Below are 21,107 nucleotides of genomic sequence, written 5' to 3'. Positions count from 1 at the left end.
AGCAAAAATAATCCATTAATAAAAACGAAAACGTTGTAAATTATGAAAATAAACAAAATTATTCTCAAAGATGATAAAAATTACTTGTTTAATCGTGAACTGGACTCTGTGTACAAGGACAGTTACTGATTGATTGCAAGAAATCGAATCCGATGGTGATTGAATGCGTTCCTGAGTTATATGCTCCAAGACCATTAAACATTATCTGGTAAGAATATGCAAAATAGAATTTAGATTTCATAAAACCAGCCATTGGTCCCATTGACAAAGGTTTTGGGAACTGGTCATTTAAGAAACGGTAAGAAACTCCAATCCAATAGTAATCTTCGTAACGATTATAACGTCTGTATTTGAAGTTCAAATCAGTTGTAGAACGTTGGTCACTTGCAAAATATTGAAAGAAAACCGATGGTTCATATTCGATACGTCTGTTTTCTCCATCTCTGAAAGTAAATCCAGAATAAATCTGATAATTAGAAAGCAAATCAGGTTCTACTCCTCTATACTTATCTGTATTTTTCTTTAAAACGTTATTGGCGTTAAAACTAAAATAAAATCCTTTGTTACGGTACAATGCACTAATGTCAAAGTTGTTATTTGAATTGTAACGATTGTCTGTAATTGAAGGGTCTAATGCCACAGGAACGCCATTTACGTCTCCTGTAAAATTACCCGTATCGATTCGGAAACTATTAAAGTTATATGATATACCAAATGAAAGATACTGTTCTGAACGATAATCTAAAATCAAGTGGTGGGCAAACGAAACTTTTGCTCCTGTTTGTCTTGTATTACCATTGCTGTCGTTATACAATGATATACCAACTCCAGAACGATCTAGAACACGAAAATCTGCATACAATGATTGGTTATCTGGTGCATCTTTAATTCCGACCCACTGAGTTAAACCGTTGGCTCTAATACGGAGATTATCTCCAATACCAGCATAAGCAGGAGAAAGAATAAAAGGGTTATCAGCTAAATACTGCGTAAACACTGGTAGGTTTAACTCTTGGCTGTAACTTGTTGTTACAGCCATGAGTACTAAGGATAAAATAAACTTTTTCATTGTAATAATATTTTTAGATAACATCATTGGGGCTATAATTTTGTTATCTGTATAAAGTGAAATGTCCAACAAACTCTCTAGGATCTTTTGGATCGTTTAGTTTAAGAACGTACCAGTAATCTCCTGTTGGCAATTCATTTCCATGGTATCTACCATCCCATTTACCATTTACACGGTATTTGGCAACAACTCTACCATATCTGTCATAAATATCGAACGTTAATTCTTTGTATGCTAATGCACCACAATCTGGACCAATAGTATCATTTTGTCCGTCACCGTTTGGAGTAAAGTAGTTTGGCATACAGAAATCATAGAATGTTCCATGAACTGTTATTGTTTTCTCACAACCATTTTTATCTCTCACGATAACTACATAATCACCCGTTTTATAGATTCTATAACTGTTAGATGATGTAAATGACTCTCCATTGAAACTGTACTCGTAAGGAGCAACTCCACCTGTAGCTTGAACCACAATTGTGTTGATGTCTTTACTTTGGTTTGTAATGTCTATTAAGCCAAGTTCTGCAACTGCGTTAACAGTAAAGATTGGCGTTGGCACTTCACATCCGTTAGTATGTCTTGCAACGATGAAGTGATCACCAGCAGGAACATTTGTAAAGATGTTACTTGGCTGGAATGTTCCATTGTTATCAAGAGAATAATCTACATCTGTTGGGTCTGTAATAGAAGCATCAATAGTTACTATTACCATGTTTGCCTGTGAGTTGTTCACACAGTCATACGTTACCTCAGCAACTGGATTAAGCGTTACTGGCAATGGTACACTAACTTCTACTTCTTGAGGACAGTTTCCGCCGTCTTTCACAAATACTGTATAAACACCTCCCGCAAGATTTTCAAACGTATGTTGTGTTCCTGTAACCGGTTGGTAAGTACCATTAATATCATTTAAACTAACTAAATAAGGAGGTGTACCGCCCGCAATGTCAATTGTAAATGCTCCATTAAGTTCTCCAGCACATTCTTCTGGCATTGTCATTCCAGGTGTTTCAACAACTGAAAGTGGTGCTGTAGGTTGTTTAACCTCAACTACTTCTGTATCATAACATCCATGTTCATCCATTGCTATAACTGTATAGAAACCAGCTTTCAATTTCTCAAAAATGTTACTGTCAAAGTATTGATCGTTTCTTGGTGAAATAGAGTATTTATAACTTCCTGTTCCACCTTTACCGATTACTTCAATTGTTCCATCATTTCCACCAAAACATTTCACTGCTGTTGGAATAAACTCAGCTGAGAATACTTCTTTTGGCTGATCGATATTTACATCTTCTGGTAAAGTTTCGCAATCACCGCTCTTCACAACCACTTTGTAATCACCAGCTATAAGCTTATCAAATCTACCATCTGACTGTGGTCCTTTTAGTATGTTTCCGGCACCGTCTAGTAAAGTATATTGATAGTTTCCTAATCCACCTGAAGCATTTGCCACAATTACACCACTTGGATCTTCACGACATAATACTACAGCATTAGATATATCCAAATTAGCTTTCAATGGCTCAAGCGGGTCAATTGTAATTTCGTTAGAAACAAAATCAACACACCCGTTTGCATCTTTCACATAGTACTTGTATGCGCCTGGAGCAACATCAAACGAAACAGAACTTGTAAAAGGAACTGTTGAGTATGTTACATCGTCACTACTATAAGTGTAAGGAGGCGTACCACCAGTAGCACTTAAAGTAAGTTGAGTCTGTGTAAGACAAGTCATTTTTCTAGTTTCAGCCAAACTTGGTTTAACTTCAGTAGGCTCATTAATTGTTATTGGAGCTGACTCGCCAACACAATTGAATCCGTCAGTAACAGTTATCGTATAAGTTCCTGCTCCTAAACCAGCAAATGATGGTGTATTCTGAGGTCCTGAAGATCTTACAGGAGTAACTGAAGTAGTATTTAAAGTATATAAATAATTACTACCCTGTCCGCCTGTAACCGAAGTCGCAGTAATAGTCGCGCTCATATCTCCATTACACAATAATAATGTTTTGTCTGCTGAAGCTGTAACCACAATTGGTGTTGGAACTACTAAAGTAACTTGATCGGTATCAATACAACCTCCAGCATCTTTAACAGAAACTGTATACAATCCTGCTTTTAATCCTGTGAATACGTTTTGAGCAGAAAAATCTACTGTTACTGGACCATCTAATTTATATAGATAATCACCTGGCCATCCACCTTGAGCGCTTATACGGATTTCTCCATCATCATTACCTGTTACACAAGTAATGTCTTTTTTAGACGCTAGAATTTCTAATTCTGTAGCTGGACCCTCAATGTTAAATTCAGTTTGAACGTCACAGAAAGGAGAACCTACTAATGTTGCCACAACAGTATACTTACCTCTTTTCAGATTCGAAAGTTTTAATTCTGTTGTTGTAGTTGATCCTCTTAGAATCGTTCCAGATTCATGTGTAATCACATAATCAAATCTACCAGCATCATCTTTTGGAGTTGGAATATTATCGACTAATGTCAACGTAATTGCTCCATCTTCATCACTATAGCAAGTAAGGTTTTTAATTTCAGAAGCTACAAATTTGAATGTGTTTGGTTCGTTAACAATATAGATTTTTTCAACACTACATCCTGTTACCGGATTAGTCACAACAATTTTATAATTACCTACTTTTAAGTCATTCCATGATCCATTTACACTTGGTGTAAGAGGATATGTATTACCATCTATTCCAACAATAGTATAATCTAAAGCTGGCAATGTTCCTGTTGTAGCGATCGCAGTTACTTGAATAGCTTCATCGTTATTACAAGTAATTTGCGTAGCAACAATTTTTAAATCAGCAATTCCAATGTAAGGATCGATTGTTACTGTAGCGTAACTACCTTGACATCCTTTAGAATCAAATACATTCACGATATAGTCACCACCTAAATAATCAGATTCGGTATATGTGTTTCTATCATCATTTTGTACCTGAACTCCATCTCTCATGAATTGATATCTGATATAAGTGTTAGAACCACCTGTCACAGAACCTGGCTCTACTGTAATTGTAGCGTTACCTGCATTGTTTGTTCCTGCAGAACATAGGTATTGTGTTACTGTAGGTTTAGCAACAACCACTGACTGTGGCTGACCAACTGTAGCTGGTGCTGTTGCAAAACATCCTCTTCCTGAAGTTACCGTTACAACATAATTACCAAATGGTAAGTCGTTGAAAATTGGACTATCTTGAGGTACTCTATTTACAGGCCCAGAAAGGCTATATCTGTATATAGGATTATTGTTTGATGTTGCAATTGTTACTGAGATGCTACCATTAGCATAACCATTACAAGATGTAGGAGTCGCTGTTGCAACAATTCCTGTAACATCAGTTGGCATATCTATTGTTTCTTCAATCTCTACCTCACAATTTGTATTAACATCTCTTACTCTAAAAGTATATTTTATTCCAGGAGCTAATCCTATAAATACAGGACTTGTGCTTGTATTCAACCAATTATCTCTTGTGTAAACATAACTTGGCATTGGCACTTTTCCACCAGAAGCGAATAAAGTGATTGTACCATCGGCAGCTTTACAAGTAGGCACTTTTGTAACCTCTGCACGTAACGCAAGAGGCTCATAAATTGTAACTGGAGCCGGAGCTGTTGTTGTACACTTATTAGCATCTCGTACAGTTACTGTATAATTTCCTGGAGCAGTAACTGTAAAGAAACTAGCGCCTTGGAACTGTACTCCGTCTAAACTATATTCTAGAGTACCAACACCATTTGCAGTAACGTCAATTCTGTATCCTGCAGCATTATAACATTGACTCGCAACCGCAACATTTGTAATTGCAGGTTTTGGATCTAATGAAATATTTACTGTTTTAAACTTAGGACAACCGTTACCATCTTTTACGTAAACATCATACGAATCAAACAACGGTGCAATTTTAGTTGTTGCAAATGTTTTAGTGTTTGAAGATGAATATTGACCCGCTGTTGGAACTGTTCCTGCTGGTACGAAAGCAAATGTAAATCCTGATCCAGGAGTTCCACCTACAATTGTAGAAGCATCAGCAGTAATAACTGCTCCAGTTGTCCAACAATTTTGGTTTTTAACCGTAACAACCATATTCGTTAGATCTAGTACTGGCGGTTCAGTGATGTTTACATCAGCAGATGTAATATCACAAAATGGATAAGCCGTCTCAGTAATTACTACTGTATACTTAGCTCCCGCAGAAAGCCCGAAAGGAATTGTAAACGGATTTGCTGTTGCAGTAGTTCCAGATCCTGAAGCACCTGTAACCGCTACTCCATTGTTGTAAACCTGATAGGTGTATGAACCAGTGTAATCAACAATATTAAATGTGATTTCACCATCACTTAAACCATTACAAGAAACTGACGAAGAAGCATTTGCAATAACTTTAGCAGTATTAAATACTGGTACTTCGTAAGGATCAGTTGTAATAGAACATGATGTTGTCAAATCAGTTATTTTAAACTGATAGAAATGACCAACAGTTGGAGCTAAATAACTAAATGTATTTCCTGTCACAGCATATGGACCACCACTTAATAAAACACCATCCTGATACACTTCGTATTGGAAGTTCGCTGGACTAGCTCCGCCATTGATTACAACATCAATAACTTCACCAGCATTGTTACAAGCAGCTCTTCTTCCTTGTGTAACTGTAGGTTTTTTCAATATTGGGAATGGATCCACAGTAATCTGAACTTCAGCAATACATCCATTTTTATCTCTAACATAATATGTTAGGGTTTGAACATTTTGGTTATCAACTACCGTAAATGTATTGCTTGTTTCCCATTTTGTTTTGTTATTACTATAAGTATAATCTCCTACTAAACCTGTGCCTGTACCAAATTTACCAGTAACAGTAACAATCGTCTCGTTAATACTTGTTCCTGTACAAGTAAACTTTGTAGCCGAAGCTTCTGCCACTACTGCAATTGGAGGGTTAATAACAACGGTTGTTGGAGCGTCACACAATCTGTCAGATGTAACATTTACAGCATAAGTACCAGCACTTAATCCTGTAAACAACGGATTGTTTACTTGTGTTAATACTAAACCAACTGTAGGTGCCGTACGCTGAACAGTGTATGTGTAAGGCGGGTTATCATTACTTGTTGGTAAAGTAAACAAGATAGAACCATTATCAACATTTCCTTGTGTTCCTGAACAATATGGAGATGTTGGTGTTGCAGTAAACGTAACTGCAGTTGGCGCTACCATAGTCACTGTACTAACTGGAGTTGGACAGTTATGAGCATCATACACTACAAAATCGTATGTACTTGTAAGAGGAGAAACAACTGTATAATCAGAATATGTTCCGTTTACAAATGCAATTGGAGCAGAAGCTGCACCACCATTTATGGCTACAGTGTAGCTATAAGGCGCATATCCACCAGATGCTTTTACTCTAATAGTACCTTCAACTGTACCTGTACAGAAAATATCTTTTGTTTTTTCTGCTGAAGAATAAAGCTGTCCTTCAATTGTAGTAATTGAAGTAGTACCAGTACATCCAAATTTATCTCTAACTGTAAATGTATAATCTCCAGGAGTTAAATCAGTGAATGTATTATTATTAATTTGCCATGTCTGACCACCATTAATACTATAATCATAAGTATCTGTTGGCAATGCAAAAGGCGATGTAGATGAAGCAATTACCACAATAGTTGCTTTATCAGCATTTGTATAACAATAATCTGTTGTAGGGTCGATACTTGCTGTTGGAGGAACCGGTGTACTTAAATTAAATGAATCAGTCACCTCACAACCATTAGCGTCTTTTACAGAAACTTTATAAGATCCTGCTGGTCCTACTTGATTAAGATTATCAAACTTACCATTTTTGTTTGTTACAACTGTTAAGTCTGGCTGCGTTAAAGTATAGGTATAATCACCCCAACCATCTTTAGCAGTTATTACTACAGCTCCTAAAGTAGTACAACCTAATGGTGTAACAACTAACGGATCTAAAGCTAAAGCCGCAGTTGGCTCTTTGATAATTACCGGATTTGAAATCGAAGGACATTTTGGATGACCCGTTTCTTGAATATGTACTGTGTAATTATTTCCTGCTACTAATCCGAAAGGAATTACAAACGGATTTGAAGTTGCGGTATCGTGAGAACCGCTTGCTCCAACTACTGCAGTTAGGCCGTCAAAAATTTGATAATCGTATGCACCAGAATACCCAGCGATATTGATTTGAATTGTTCCATTATTTTCTGATATACATTTTACATCAGAAGCCGTAGTAGCTGTTACGCTAATAAGATCGAATAAAGGAACCTCATAAATATTAGATAAAATTTCACAACCTGTTACGTTATCTGTAATTCTAAACTGATATTTACTGCCAGCTGTTGTAGCATTATAGCTAAATGGTGTTCCTGCTGAATTAGTCAGAACCACATAACCAGTTCCATCGATAGAAACTTCGTATTTGAAATCAGCTGGCGTTGATCCTCCAACTACATCAATTTGAATTAACTCTCTACCATTTTGACAATCAATTTGAGATCCTGTTGCAGAATTTCTTTTAGCTGTCGCTGAAATTAATTTTGGTAATGGATCTAATTTTGTAACTAAACCATTTGTTTTGTAAATACATCCATTAGCATCTTTCACCCAATAGTCAGGGTTTTGAGCACTTCCTGTATCAGATAACTCAAATGTATAGTTATCGTCAGCTGGTGTACTATTACTTGTAAAATAATTAGTACCATCTTTACTGAAAGTAAATGTTCCAGTTCCTGTACCACCTGCAGCCGATACAACAACTGTAGTTGTAGTTGGATCAACAGCACAACTAAATGGTGTTGCAGTAGCAGTTGCATAAACTGCACTTGGAGCAGGTACATTAGCAGGCACCTCAAATTCACAGCCTCTAGAAGAAATAACTTTAACTGTATAATCTCCTGCAATTAAACCTGTAAAATAATTATTATTATCCTGTGTAATCGCAGGTCCTGCAGGTAAAACAGGTGTCAGGATAAATTTATAATCCGGATTGTCATTAACAGCTCTTAAGTTAACCGTAAGAGTTCCGTTATTGTTTGTTCCTTGTGTTCCGTTACAATCAACAGCAGTTGTTGTAATATCTCCTGGAACTAAATCTACAAGAGTTGGTACAAGTAAATCAACAATAACTGATTTAGAACAATTTGTGTTTAAATCTCTTACTGTTACAGTATAATTACCCGCAGCCTGACCTACAAATTTTGGATTGTTAATTTGCACAACATTTACAGTAGCTACGGTATTATTTTTTAAAGTGTATTCAAAATTATTTGGTGCAAATCCGCCAGTTACAACAGCAGTAATTGTACCGTCAGCATCTCTACATGTAGGGTCTATAGTAAATTTAGCTTTGATGTCTAAAGGTACAGCAATAGGGTTTAATGTTACTTTATTACCACAACCATTAAAATCTCTAACTTCTACAGTATGATTTCCTGAATGAAGATTAGATATAGAAAATGGTGTTGCAGGCATAGGAACAAAATCAAAACCATCTAAACTATAAGTATATGGAGCAATACCGAATGTTGTCATATCAACATCGATTACAAAAGAGTCTTCCTCAGCACAAACACTGTTTACAACAGCTGTTATTACTGGAGTTGGATCTAATTTCACTTCAATAAACTCTACCTGAATACAGCCATTTGCATCTTTTACATAAACTAAATAGTGACCCCATTCTTTATTAAAAGTACTTCCAGTATGAAGAGCTGGGTCGAAAGAAGCAGAAAGCCCAGCATCAGTCACTGGTTTATCTGAACCATCAATTACACCAGCCACACCTGTATCTGGGAAAATTTGATATAAATAAGGCGCTGGAACTGTAATAGTTTTTGTTGGATCTGATGGATCAACGACTACTTTAGTAACCGTTCCTCCTTGTCCAAAAGCTTCAATTATACCTTGATCAGTTCCACAATTATCATTTTTAGGAGAACTAACCTTTAATGTTAATGGAACAACTGATTCACTTATTGTAAAAGTTTTAGACGTATTCATACAAACTACAGTTGAAGTATTATCCAATTCTGTAAATAAGATATAATATGTCCCTGGAACCAGTGGTCCTACATTTGTTGCCGAATTAGTTGGTAATGTCACTGTACCCCCAACTGCAGGAGTAACTAGTGTATTACTTTGCGAATTGTAAACTTCGTATTTAACTGTTTCTGTTGTTGGTTTTGTACCCGTGAACGTGAATGAAACATTTCCATTACCAGCTCCCTGACATGTTACATTAGCTGGTGTTACAGCAATATTTAAATTAGAAGAAGTCAATGTTGGTGCTTCTGCTTGTTTAAAGAAATAACAGTCTGTTGTTACGTCATAAACGATGAACGAATAAGTAACCCCTGGTAATAAACCGTTAAAAGTCGATTGTGTATATTCAGGATCTGCAGGATTCGTTGAATCTGAATCTTGGTATGATCCTGTATTATCAGCGTATTTATATGGCGGCGTAGAAGCTGAATTGATTGGATAAAGAGCAAAATGATAAGGCCCTCCAATAATCGGCGTATTTACAGTCACAACAAGACTTGCTGTTGTACATGACGCTGTTCCTGCTTTAACCTCAATTTTTAAATCTTCTGGTTTTGATGCCATCGAGATTGTTTTGGTAACTGAACAGCCGTTTTTATCAGAAACCGTTAATTGATAAATACCAAAATTTAAAATATTAAAAGTATAATCACCTCTAACATCTGAAATTGCATGTGGAGCAACTTGCGTTGGCTCATTAACATTATTTGTTAAAGTATAAGTAAATGGTCCTAGTGGAGCAATATCACTTGAACCTCCTGTAAAATTGTGAACCGTAATAGATCCATAAGATATTCCGCTACCACTAGTATCACAAGTCATAGGTTTAACATCAATATCAAATTCAATTTTAGCAGGTTGTTTAATATCTGTAGTTTTCTCAATATAACAACCTTTATCATCTGTTACTCTTACTGTATAATCACCAGCTGGAAGACCAGTAGTTTGTGCACCATAAGAGGTAGAAGTTGTTGTATTGTAGACAGAGATTGTATAAGGAGATACTCCTTTTGTCTTGTCAATTGCTACTGTAATAGAACCCGTTGCATCTCCGTTACATAAAATAGTTGAATTAGGAGTTAATGTAAAATCAGGATCTGTTCTTGGTCCTACAACAACTGTAGATGTAAGACTACATTTAGCATCTGACGCATCTGTTAACGTAAATATATAAGTTGTATTTCCAACTTGCGGAGGATCTACAGGATCTGTATAAGTAAAAGTTGTACCTGTTACTGGTATAACAGTTGGATCTAATGTTCCATTTTTAGTTACAGTATAAGAATAATTAAGTTTTCCTCCAGAAACAATACCTTTTATCTCAGTATTCTGAGTAAGACAGTTTGCAGATTTGCTTAAAGTAGCATTGAATTTCAATTCAGATTCAATATCTATTGCTGACAATGGTAAAATACAACCCGTTGCCATATCTTTTACTTTAACATTATACCTTCCTGGCTCCAAATTAGGGAAAGTACCACTACTTTGATAAACACCATCATTGATATTGTACATGTAAGTAGGAGACGGAACTGTAGGTGTAACTACAATTGTCGCTTTACCAACTGAATCATAACATAAATCTGAAGCTGTCAAATCGATACTTGCGCTTGGCAATACTTTTGCATCAACAGTAAATGTATCTGTAACAGTACATCCGTTTCCATTTAAATCTGTAACAGAAATACCATAAGTACCAGACTGAGTTATATTGGCAAAAGTTGAACTTGGCTGAGGACCAACTAAAGTTCCGTCAGGTTGAGTTAATGTATATCTATTGTTACCCCAACCGCCAGTTGTATTAATAACTACTTTACCATTGTTTGGTGAACAAGTGATAGGAGTAATTGTTGGCGCTAGAAGAGCCAATGGATCTTTCGGCTCTTTAACTTCAAGAACCTTTGTTGCGTAACAAGTTGTTGTTGAGTTTGTAACTCTAAATGTATAAGTATCTGCAGGCAATCCTACATAATCAATAACATTTCCTGTTTTTGAAGATTGAATAATTGGTACAAGTGCATTTACGCTGTTTCTTAGTTCATAAGTGTATGTAGCACCTACATTACCAGAAACTGTAAAACTAAGTTTACCATCTGATGCACCTTTACAAATTACATTTGAAATTACTGAACCGTTGGCAATAGGCAATTCAACTTTTTCAATTTTATAATCGCCAGTAGTTGTACATTTATTAGCATCTGTAACTTTAAAAGAGTAGTTACCTGGAGCTAAATCTTTAAATACATAAGACTGAGCCGTTACACCTGTTGCAACAGCAACTGCCGGAGCTGGAACTGCATCTGTAGATGTAATTTCAACTCTAAATGGTCCTACACCTCCTGAATAAGATACTGTTAAATCTGTATCTAATTGTGTAGCCATACAAGAAATAACATTGGCTTGTGAAAAAGCCATATTTGATGGCGGATTTAATGTATTAACGACAGGTGAAACCGGAATTCTGTAAGGGCAATTATTTGCATCGAATACATCTACTGTAACTGCACCAGGAGTGCTAGTCGTGTAGGTATTTGATGTTCCTGCCGGTAAAACTCCATTGAAACTATATCTGTATTTGTCTGTTCCGCTATATGGTGTTCCTGGCAATAATACCGTAACTGTAATAGTAGCAGCTTGTGTAGCGTTTGATGTTCCACAACTTAAAGCTGTAGTAAGATCAGCTTTAGCTGTTAATTGTGGCGGGTTTGAAACAGTCGTTTTTGCTGTTACAAACTGACATTTTTTCGCATCCGTAACTCTAAACCAGTAATCTCCAGCCGTAGCATTAGAATATGTTTTACTAGTCATGGTAGTAAATGGTCCTGTATCAGAAACTTTAGAAACTTCATAAGTATATGGCGGTAGACCTAAACTAGCGTTTACAATGATAGAACCATCATTTCCATTATAACAAGTAGGATTTGTTGGTGTAGTTGTAGCTGTTGGAGTTACTCTCGCAGCGATATTTTGCGTTACAGTAGTTCTACATCCTTTACTGTCAAAAATTTCAAATTCATAAGTTGCAGCTGCAGCACCTGTAGTTGTTTGGTAGGTAAATGTAGTCGCACCAGCTGCTACTGGAATATTAGAACCACTAAATCCGCTGCCATTTGTACTTACTCTATAGCTATAATCTGGATAACCATCTTTTATAGAAACTTCAATAACTGCATTTGGATTTGTAGCATCACAAGTTAAATCTTTTACTAAAGGATTTAATTTCGCTGATATTGGTGCATTAATTGTTGGCACAGTTAAATCAGTATAACATCCTGTAGAAGTATCAGTAACTCTAATTTTATGAGTAATTCCTGGAGTTACTCCTGTAAAAGTACCAGTATTTTGAACAGCACCATTATCTAGAACATACGTATAATTAGGAGCACTGTTAGGCGATACTACAATTTTTGCTCCAGTTCCTACAACACAAAAATCTGAGTTTGAAACATCAATGCTCGCAGTAGGATTAACTTTATCATTAATAGTAAAAGTTCCTGTTACAGTACAACCATTTAAATCTTTTACAGAAACAGAATAAGCACCAGCATTTAAATTAGAAAATACATTTGTCGTTGTTTGAACAATCGCTGATCCTGCTGGAGATGTAGGTGTAACTGTATATTCATAAGTTCCCCAACCTCCAACTACATTAATTGTTGCTTTTCCTTTATTATCACAAGTTACGTGTACTAATGTTGATGGATTTAATACCAATGCAGCAGGTGGTGCCGCAATCGTAACCGATTGAGATTGTGGACAATTTGTAACTGTATTTGTTACTACAATTGTATGAAGTCCTGGACTTAAATTTGGTACAGAAATTTCAAATGAACTTCCGGTTGGTGGAGTAGTTAATCCTATCACTGCTGGCAATGCATCTACTTTATAACTGTATCCAGTACCATTACCTAATCCTGTAACAGTAAATATTGCAGAACCATCAGTTGCAGTAGAACAGCTAATATTATTCTGAGATTTTAAAGCTACAGCAAATACTGGTAATGATGGTACATCAAGTATTTTTTCATACACACAGAAATTAGCATCCCTAACTTCAAAAGTATATGTTTTACCTGCTGCCAATCCAGTAAAAGTATTACTAGTTTGGTAAGTAGAAGTACCCGGAGGTACAGGAAGTTTAATTCTATATTCTAAACCTGTTGTAGGTACAGCAACTCCTGCAGCATTAACAACATTTGTAATCGTTACATCTGTTGTATTGCTTGGACATTTTACTGCCGTTGGCGTAAGTGTCATTCCTTTTGGAGGATTCAATGCATTAATAGTACCTGCAGCTTTCGTAATAGGACAAGATTTACTGTCAGTAGCTGTTACTTCGTAATCTCCTGCAATAGTTAAATTATTAAATATACCAGTAGTGTTAGTTTCTATAGTTGCACCAGTAGTTGTATTTTTTAATACATAAGTAAAACCACCGTTTCCGTTACCTGCACTTGCTGTAATAGTAGCCGCATTAGTGGTACAATTATAAGGCGTTGTAATAGAAGCTGTAAGTGTAACAGCAGCTGGTTGAATTACATAGAATGTATATTGTTGTTGACATCCTAAGGCATCTTCAACAATATAAGTATATTTAGTACCGGCACCAACAGAACCTGCTAATGAACCGTAACGAACAGGTGATGTTGTTACTGTTGTAAAAGCTCCTGTACCATTAAATTGGATCTTAAATGGTGCAACACCATTTTGTGGCGTAATATCAATATAACCATCTGCTTTTCCAAAACATGTAACTGGATTTACAGCGTGAGTAGCCGTAACCGGAACTTTAGCAAGCACTTCTTTTTCTACAGTAATAGGACAACCGTTTTTGTCTTTAATAGCAAATACATAAGTCGCAGCTGTTGTAGCAGAATAAGAGAATGTTGGACCAGCAGTAGTACCATTATTTACTAGTACCGCACCTGTTCCTTTATTTGTAACAGTATAAGTATAAGGTGATGTTCCGCCATCTATAGTAACATCTATAGTAGCATTTGCAGCAGTACCTGTTTTACAAGATAATGGAACACTAATATCAGCTTTCGCTGTGATCGCTTTATTAATAGTTTGACTTGCTGTAATCGCATCACATTTATTATCATCTAAAATTAAAAACTGGTATGTACCGGTTCCTTTAGCGATATAATCAAAAGTTGGCCCGTTAAAAGTTGAACTTGGATTACTGTATGTTAAACCTCCATCAGTACTTACTTGATAAGTGTAAGGCTTAAGACCGCCAGATACACTAACTCTAATAGTAGCATTGCTACCATCAAAACACAATCCGACATTAGAAACTATTGATGCCGTTGGCTTACTTGGTGCACTAATAACCAAGTCTTTATTCATCGCAACGTTACATCCATTTGCATCAGTACCCGAAACAATGTAAGTTCCAGCAGGAACTTCGTCTATTTTCCAAGTCGTAGTTGGGAATGTTTTTATATATGACGAATTTTTATCTTTAAGTGTAACTACATAATCTGGAGTTCCTCCTGAAACAGTTGCTGTTACAGTTGCCCCTTTACACGTTGCAGCCGATGCACTTGCATTTACTACAAATGCAGTTGGCGATGTAATTGTAGTTGGAATATCGAAACTACAAGAAGATGCATTATTTGCAAAACGTACTTTTACATTATATGTTCCTTCACCTTTATCATCAAAGTTAACTGGAGAAGTCATAGATTTTACCCATGTTGGATTAGTAGCATTTCCATTTAAAGTATAATAGAAACCATTTACAGTATCAAAATTTTTAGCTACAATACTGAAAGTACCATTTTTATCTCCTTTACATTTAACTCCGTTAATTCCTGTTACTTCTGCAGAAAATCCTTGTCCACTTGGAACTTTAAGAGTTAAAGTTTTGTCCTGCAAACATGATTTTGGCACCTGACGTACCCAAATATCATCGATTACTAAATCGTTTCCATTAAATACTTCACTTCCCGAACGTATCACAAAAGTTAAATTGGTGTTTGCTCCAGGATTTAGTTTAATACTAATTGGCACCCATTTTTTTCTGTCAGGATGATTTAAACCAGGCGCAATTTCCCCTGTATCATCTCTAGCTACAACATTACCTTTAGAATCAATTAATTCAATTCTAATAATTGGAGCCGCACTATTATAAGAAGGCATTAATAAATTTCCTACATAAAAGTCGACTATAACATCTTGATTAGGTATAACATCTGCAATTGGTTTACTGTACAAAATACCATATTTTCCAGCAGCATTACCAACGTTTACTAATAAATATCTACCATCAGGATCTCCAGTGTTAGCTAAATTATTAGGGTTTGTTGTATGATCTTTGAAATGGAACCAAGCACCACTATTATTGCTATTTGGATCGTCATCTCTCCAGAAGAAACTTGCTACTGAGTAAGCATTATCTTCAACAGATCTACTAGGTGTTCCATCTGGATATTTACATAAATAAGGTGGGTCAACTCTTTGGTCATTGAAACAGTATGCCGCTGCAATACCAGGAGCTGTAGTTGGTGGTCCACTTCCAAAATCCTCTTTTAGTAAATTACTATAAGTCGGAACAGAAACTAAATTGTACTCTACTTTAATTTTATAATCTCCAACAGGAATATCTTTAAAAATATTAGCTGGAGTATTTGTATTTAAAGTATAAATGTAATTAGAAGGGTTTGCCGGATCTGGCTTCCCTAAATAGTAAGAATAGCTATAATTTGGACTTGCATCTGCATTAACCGTTACTGTAGCTGTACCTTCTCCTTTACAATTATAAGTCAAAACAGGATCACTAAATATAGGATCAGCCGGTTTTTCGTCTAAGATAATACCTGACATTGGGAAAATACACCCAGCAGCATCTTTAATATATAATGTAATAGGAGATGAACTCGGATTTATGTAGGCAAAATTATCTGTAATATAAGTATTTCCTCCGTCAAAACTATAGCGGTATAAATTTGGTGCAGGAAAAGGCACCCCTCCCTGAGGATTGGTAATTCTAACCATCCCTTGTTTAGTATTCCCTGTCGGGCCACAACCTGATAATTCAGCAACACCAGCAGAAGCAGTCAGTGTAGATGTAGGTCCCGTAATTTTAATAACTTTTTCTGGGTCAGTACAATCTACTCCGTTTATTGTATATTTTACTGTAACCTTATAATCTCCTACAGCTAAGCCCGTTGTTGGTAAAGTTGTATATGCACCACCAGCAACTCCAGCAATACTATAAGAAACGGTATAACCAGAATCTGCAGGAGAAACTGAAATTGAAATTTCTCCTTCTTTAGTATTGTAACAACTTACATTTTTCGAATTTATAGTAACTGTTGGTTTAGCAATAGGATTAACTGAAAATGTCGGAATTATATATTCACAGTCATGACTGTCTACAACTTTTATACTATAGCTACCACCTGGATTTGCTACAGGAATTTTATTCTCAGAAACAAATGGTTGATTATTTATAGAGTAATAGTAAGGTGCTGTACCTCCTTTCGGATTTACTGTAATCTCTCCATCTGAACATGCCGTTAGTGATTTTACGTCATAAGTCGCAGTAAGTGCATCTGGTGCAATTATTTTTACATCGCTTATATTGGTACAACCATCAGATGTTGTTACAGTAAGTGTGTAATCTCCTGCAAGTAAATCGAATATAGCTTTATTATTAGAAATTGGCCCAATGGTCTGAACTGTTGCATTACCTTGTTTAATAACAAAAGTGTAATTTGGATTCGAATTATTTGCCGCAACTTCAACAGTACCTTTATTACTTGCACAAAGAGGTTGTGTTATTACTGTCTTAACATCAACATCTAATTTTCTAATAAGAATATTTTTAACTACAAAATCACACGGAAAAGTAGTTACATTGGTTTGTTTAACATGGACAGTATAAGAACCTTCAGTAGCAATTGGGAATATATTACTTGACTGGTATGCTCCTATAGGTCCATTAGGATCCTTGCTGATGGCATACTCATATCCAGCTGGGACACCTTCAACAGTAATACTACCATTACTTGAACAAATAATATCTTTATGCTTTTCTGTTGGAGTTAATGGGTTTTGATAAACATCAAAATAAAAACGATTGAAACAAACTCCACCTTTATAGGTAACTGTCAATCTATATCTTCCTTTTGCATCTGCAGTATAATCAGGTCCTGATCCTACTTGCTCCCATTTACAAAATTCATTCGGATTTCCAGTACTTGTCAATGATTCGTTTGGACAGTTTTTACCTGTTGACACCGTACAGCTGCCTTCAACAAAACGTTCCCATACTATATTGGAAGCATCCGTGATAGTTGTTTTTATTTCTTTTTTATCATTACCACCACACAAATAAATGTTTGGAAATGGTTGACCAGTATCAGCACAAGTTACAACTTCGCTTGCGAAATCTAACACCGGGTTTTTGCTTGTACTTTTAAAACGAGTTACAACAAAAGATTGAGAAATAGATCTACATGGTGCTTGAGCCAAGTTATACACATAATATGTGCCTTCTTTACTCACAGTAAATGGATTTCCTTCACCAATTTTATTGGTCATTTTGGCATCACTATACCATGTGTACTTATCATATCCTTTTGCAGGAATAAGATCTACAGTATCTGTACATAAGGTTACATTTTCAGTATATTCACAACCGTCTACACCTACTAAAAAGTTTGTGGCTTTTGGCGTTACAGCACATCCATCAGTTGAATTAACACTTCCTTGAGGAGCTGTTTCATCGATTGAAAAGCTTGTATTTTCCTTCCCTTTATAAGTAGCAAAAGCCTGGTTGTCGATACTGTTAGAGCAAGCCTCGCTTAGTGAATGACAATCAGGAACTACTTGAACTTTAAAAGAGATTTTACTTACAGTAGGACTATTCTTTGTTATTAATTTAGGATCTGTTACCTCAAAAACAATTTTTCTTGTAACAGGGTCATAAGGTGTTTTAACTATAATTCCATCTGGCAATGGTAGTAAATCATTTTTTTGATCAAAAATAACGTTTATTGGCAACTGATCAGTAATAACTAATGAAGTTGCATCGTCATTACCTTTATTTTGAATCGTAATTTCATAGACTAATTGCTGACCAAGAGTCACATTCTGTCCTCCGATATTCTTCCCGTCTGTGTCTTTTACAATTTTTGTCAGCGCAATTTGAGGAGCGATAACCTCGACATTAAAAGCATTAAAATAAACACCATAACCATCTCCGCTGGTCGTTAGTTTTAAATTAGCTTTAGTATCACCATTTTTAATAATAGCGTTACTGGCGTTATTCAATTCAATAATACCCGCATCAAAACCAAGTGTATTTGTACTGGCTGGATTTCTGGCTAAATTATTTCCAGAGAGATCATTAATTACACTACAAAAGAAATTATTTTTTGCACGCTCGTTAGTATAAACCTGTGTACCATTTACAGAATAAGTATCTCCCGATGTATTTTTATCCCCTTCTAAAGCTGCAAAAGCTAATTTTACTTTTACATTTCCAGTTGGAATAGTTTTAAAATTAGAAATAGCATACGTCAAATCTTGACCGCCTGCTTGAATCCAGCTAAATCCATCATAAGCTGTAATATATTTTGCAGTAGAATTTGGGTCTTCATAAATAACAAATAAAGACCATCCTGCAGCATAACCACCATTACTCAATTTACCTCGAGCAGAATTAATATTTGCAACTGTATATTCCCCTTCAGGATTTTTTGAAGCTTTTAGTAGGTCTGTTACATTATAGTAATAAGCATATGGTACTTGATCTCCATTTGTGCTTTTTGGATTACCAGAGTAATAATCATAGATTAACGTTCCCGAAATTTCATGATACGCTGTTTCCTGAGGTAACTTAAACTTTATATTACCTAATTCACTTCGCTTTACCGTTTTGTTATCTAAAGAAGCTTGTGTATAAATACCCGACCAATACAATCCTGCGTACACAATATTGTAACAAGCTCTACTAGCATCTGGCACTTTTAAAGTTGCAGAACTTGAACTAAAGGTATCGGGATCACCATCAATATCAATATATTGCATGTTCTCCGAGTTATTATCTGTACCTCCAGTAAAAGGATCGTTTGCATACTCTTTGGCTTTACCGTTATCTCTATTAACAATATTATTACCAATAAGCATCATATCTCCTCTAATGCTTGTCTCAAACCTTGGTTTAAAGTCTACAAAGGTTTTTTGGGCTAGCATAAGATAACTTTGCAATAAAAACAAAGTCAATAAAATCAATCTTAGGTTAGTAGGCTTTCTCATAATCTTTTTTTTGTTACTTCTGTTTATCCTCTAAGGGGCATTAGCGAATAAAAAAATTTGTATTTGATAACATTTATTTCAAAGTCTCTCTTCCCATTTTAAGAGAGACTAGTGCTTTTACTAATTCTCGACTTTTACGACAGCCATTCTACCGTTGTATGGCTTGTTTCCTTTTGCTTCCAATGCCTTTGTCGCTTCTTGTAAACCGTCGTATTTTTCATAATAGATGTAATACTTACTTGTTGTCACATTATAAAAGAAATTCACATCTGTAAGTCCTGCAGCTACTGCTTTAATTAAAAACTCATCTCGTTTCTCAACACTGTTGTGTACTGCAAGAATCAAATAATATCCGCTATCAGAGTTTTTAATATTTTTAATAATCTGCATATTTGACTGCTCTTCACCAAAATCAAAATCATTTGCTTTTAATGGTGTGCTACTTACTTTTGTTGTCTCTTTTATTCGTTTAAGAGCGGCAATATCTTGTGCATATCTTCCTTCATCATTCTCATAAGCTGCACGTTTAATTCTACGTTTACGCTCAATTTCAGTTCCTGTTTTAATACGCTCTAAATCGGCAATTAAAGCTGCTCCTTCACTTTCCATTTTCAACTGAGCCGCTTTTAATTCGTTTATCTTTTCAAGATAAGCTTTATTCAAAGGATCATCTTTAGGGAACTTTTTAAGTCTATCGTTATAAAGATTTGTAAGTTTCGCAATCTCATTTTTCATGCTAGCATTTGCATCAGCAATCTGAACTTTCAATGCTTCAATTTGGCTGTTTTCTGCCGCTACACTCTTGAATGGTTTTGGCTCTTTATAAATACCCTTTTCACTTAAATCGTTCTCTTCTTTTAAATCGTTCAAGTCTTTTTGCTTATTCGCAACAGTTGCTTTAAACTGATCTAATAAATCTGTTTGTACTTTACTTGTACTTTCAACAGACTGAGTCAAGTTTTCAATAGCTTTTCCAGTATCATCTTTCGCTTTCGCTGCTAGTGCTGCTGCTGCTGCATCTGCCTTAGCTTTATCTGCTGCTAATTTTGCCTGACGCTCCTCTTCTTCTCTTAACAGCCTAGTTTCTTCTTCAGCCTTTAATTTTTCTGTCGCTTCTGCATCGGCTTTTGCTTTCGCGTCCGCTAGAAGTTTAGCTTGAAGAGCTTCCATATCTGCTTTTGCTTTGGCGTCTGCAGCAAGTTTCGCTTGAAGAGCTTCTGCATCAGCTTTTGCTTTTGCATCTGCCGCTAATTTCGCTTGACGAGTTTGTTCTTCTGCTCTAGCTTTTTCTTCAGCAACTTGTTGTGCTTTTAATGCCTCTGCATCGGCTTTTGCTTTTGCATCTGCTGCCAATTTCGCTTGACGTGCATCTTCCTCTTCTTGTAATTTTTTAGCTTCTGCTTCTGCCTTCGCTTTGGCTGTTGCTTCTGCATCGGCTTTTACTTTTGCATCAGCTAATAATTTTGCTTGAAGAGCTTCCATATCTGCTTTTGCTTTCGCGTCTGCAGCAAGTTTCGCTTGAAGGGCTTCTGCATCAGCTTTTGCTTTCGCATCTGCTACTAATTTCGCCTGACGAGCTTCTTCTTCCACTCTAGCTTTTTCCTCTGCAACTTGTTTAGCTTGTAATGCTTCTGCATCGGCTTTTGCTTTTGCTTCTGCCGCCAA

General features: G+C 35.9%; 2 protein-coding genes and 1 pseudogene. All 3 read right to left on the bottom strand.

Features of this window, described 5'->3' with window-relative positions:
- Positions 1 to 88 precede the first annotated feature (88 nt).
- Entirely contained in the window at positions 89 to 1,069 is a 981-nt protein-coding gene (locus JC605_RS04760; protein ID WP_233074027.1) for a type IX secretion system membrane protein PorP/SprF, read from the bottom strand.
- A 43-nt stretch (positions 1,070 to 1,112) separates the two neighbouring features.
- Entirely contained in the window at positions 1,113 to 19,442 is an 18,330-nt protein-coding gene (locus JC605_RS04755; RefSeq protein ID WP_198855095.1) for a T9SS type B sorting domain-containing protein, read from the bottom strand.
- Positions 19,443 to 19,562: 120 nt separating this feature from the next.
- Positions 19,563 to 21,107: pseudogene (locus JC605_RS04750) on the bottom strand (hypothetical protein); the annotation flags it as partial.

The organism is Flavobacterium sp. IB48 (genome assembly GCF_016405855.1).
Classification (GTDB): domain Bacteria; phylum Bacteroidota; class Bacteroidia; order Flavobacteriales; family Flavobacteriaceae; genus Flavobacterium; species Flavobacterium ginsengisoli.
Note: the sequence above shows the minus strand (reverse complement) of the source record. Positions and strands in the feature narration are given on the sequence as shown.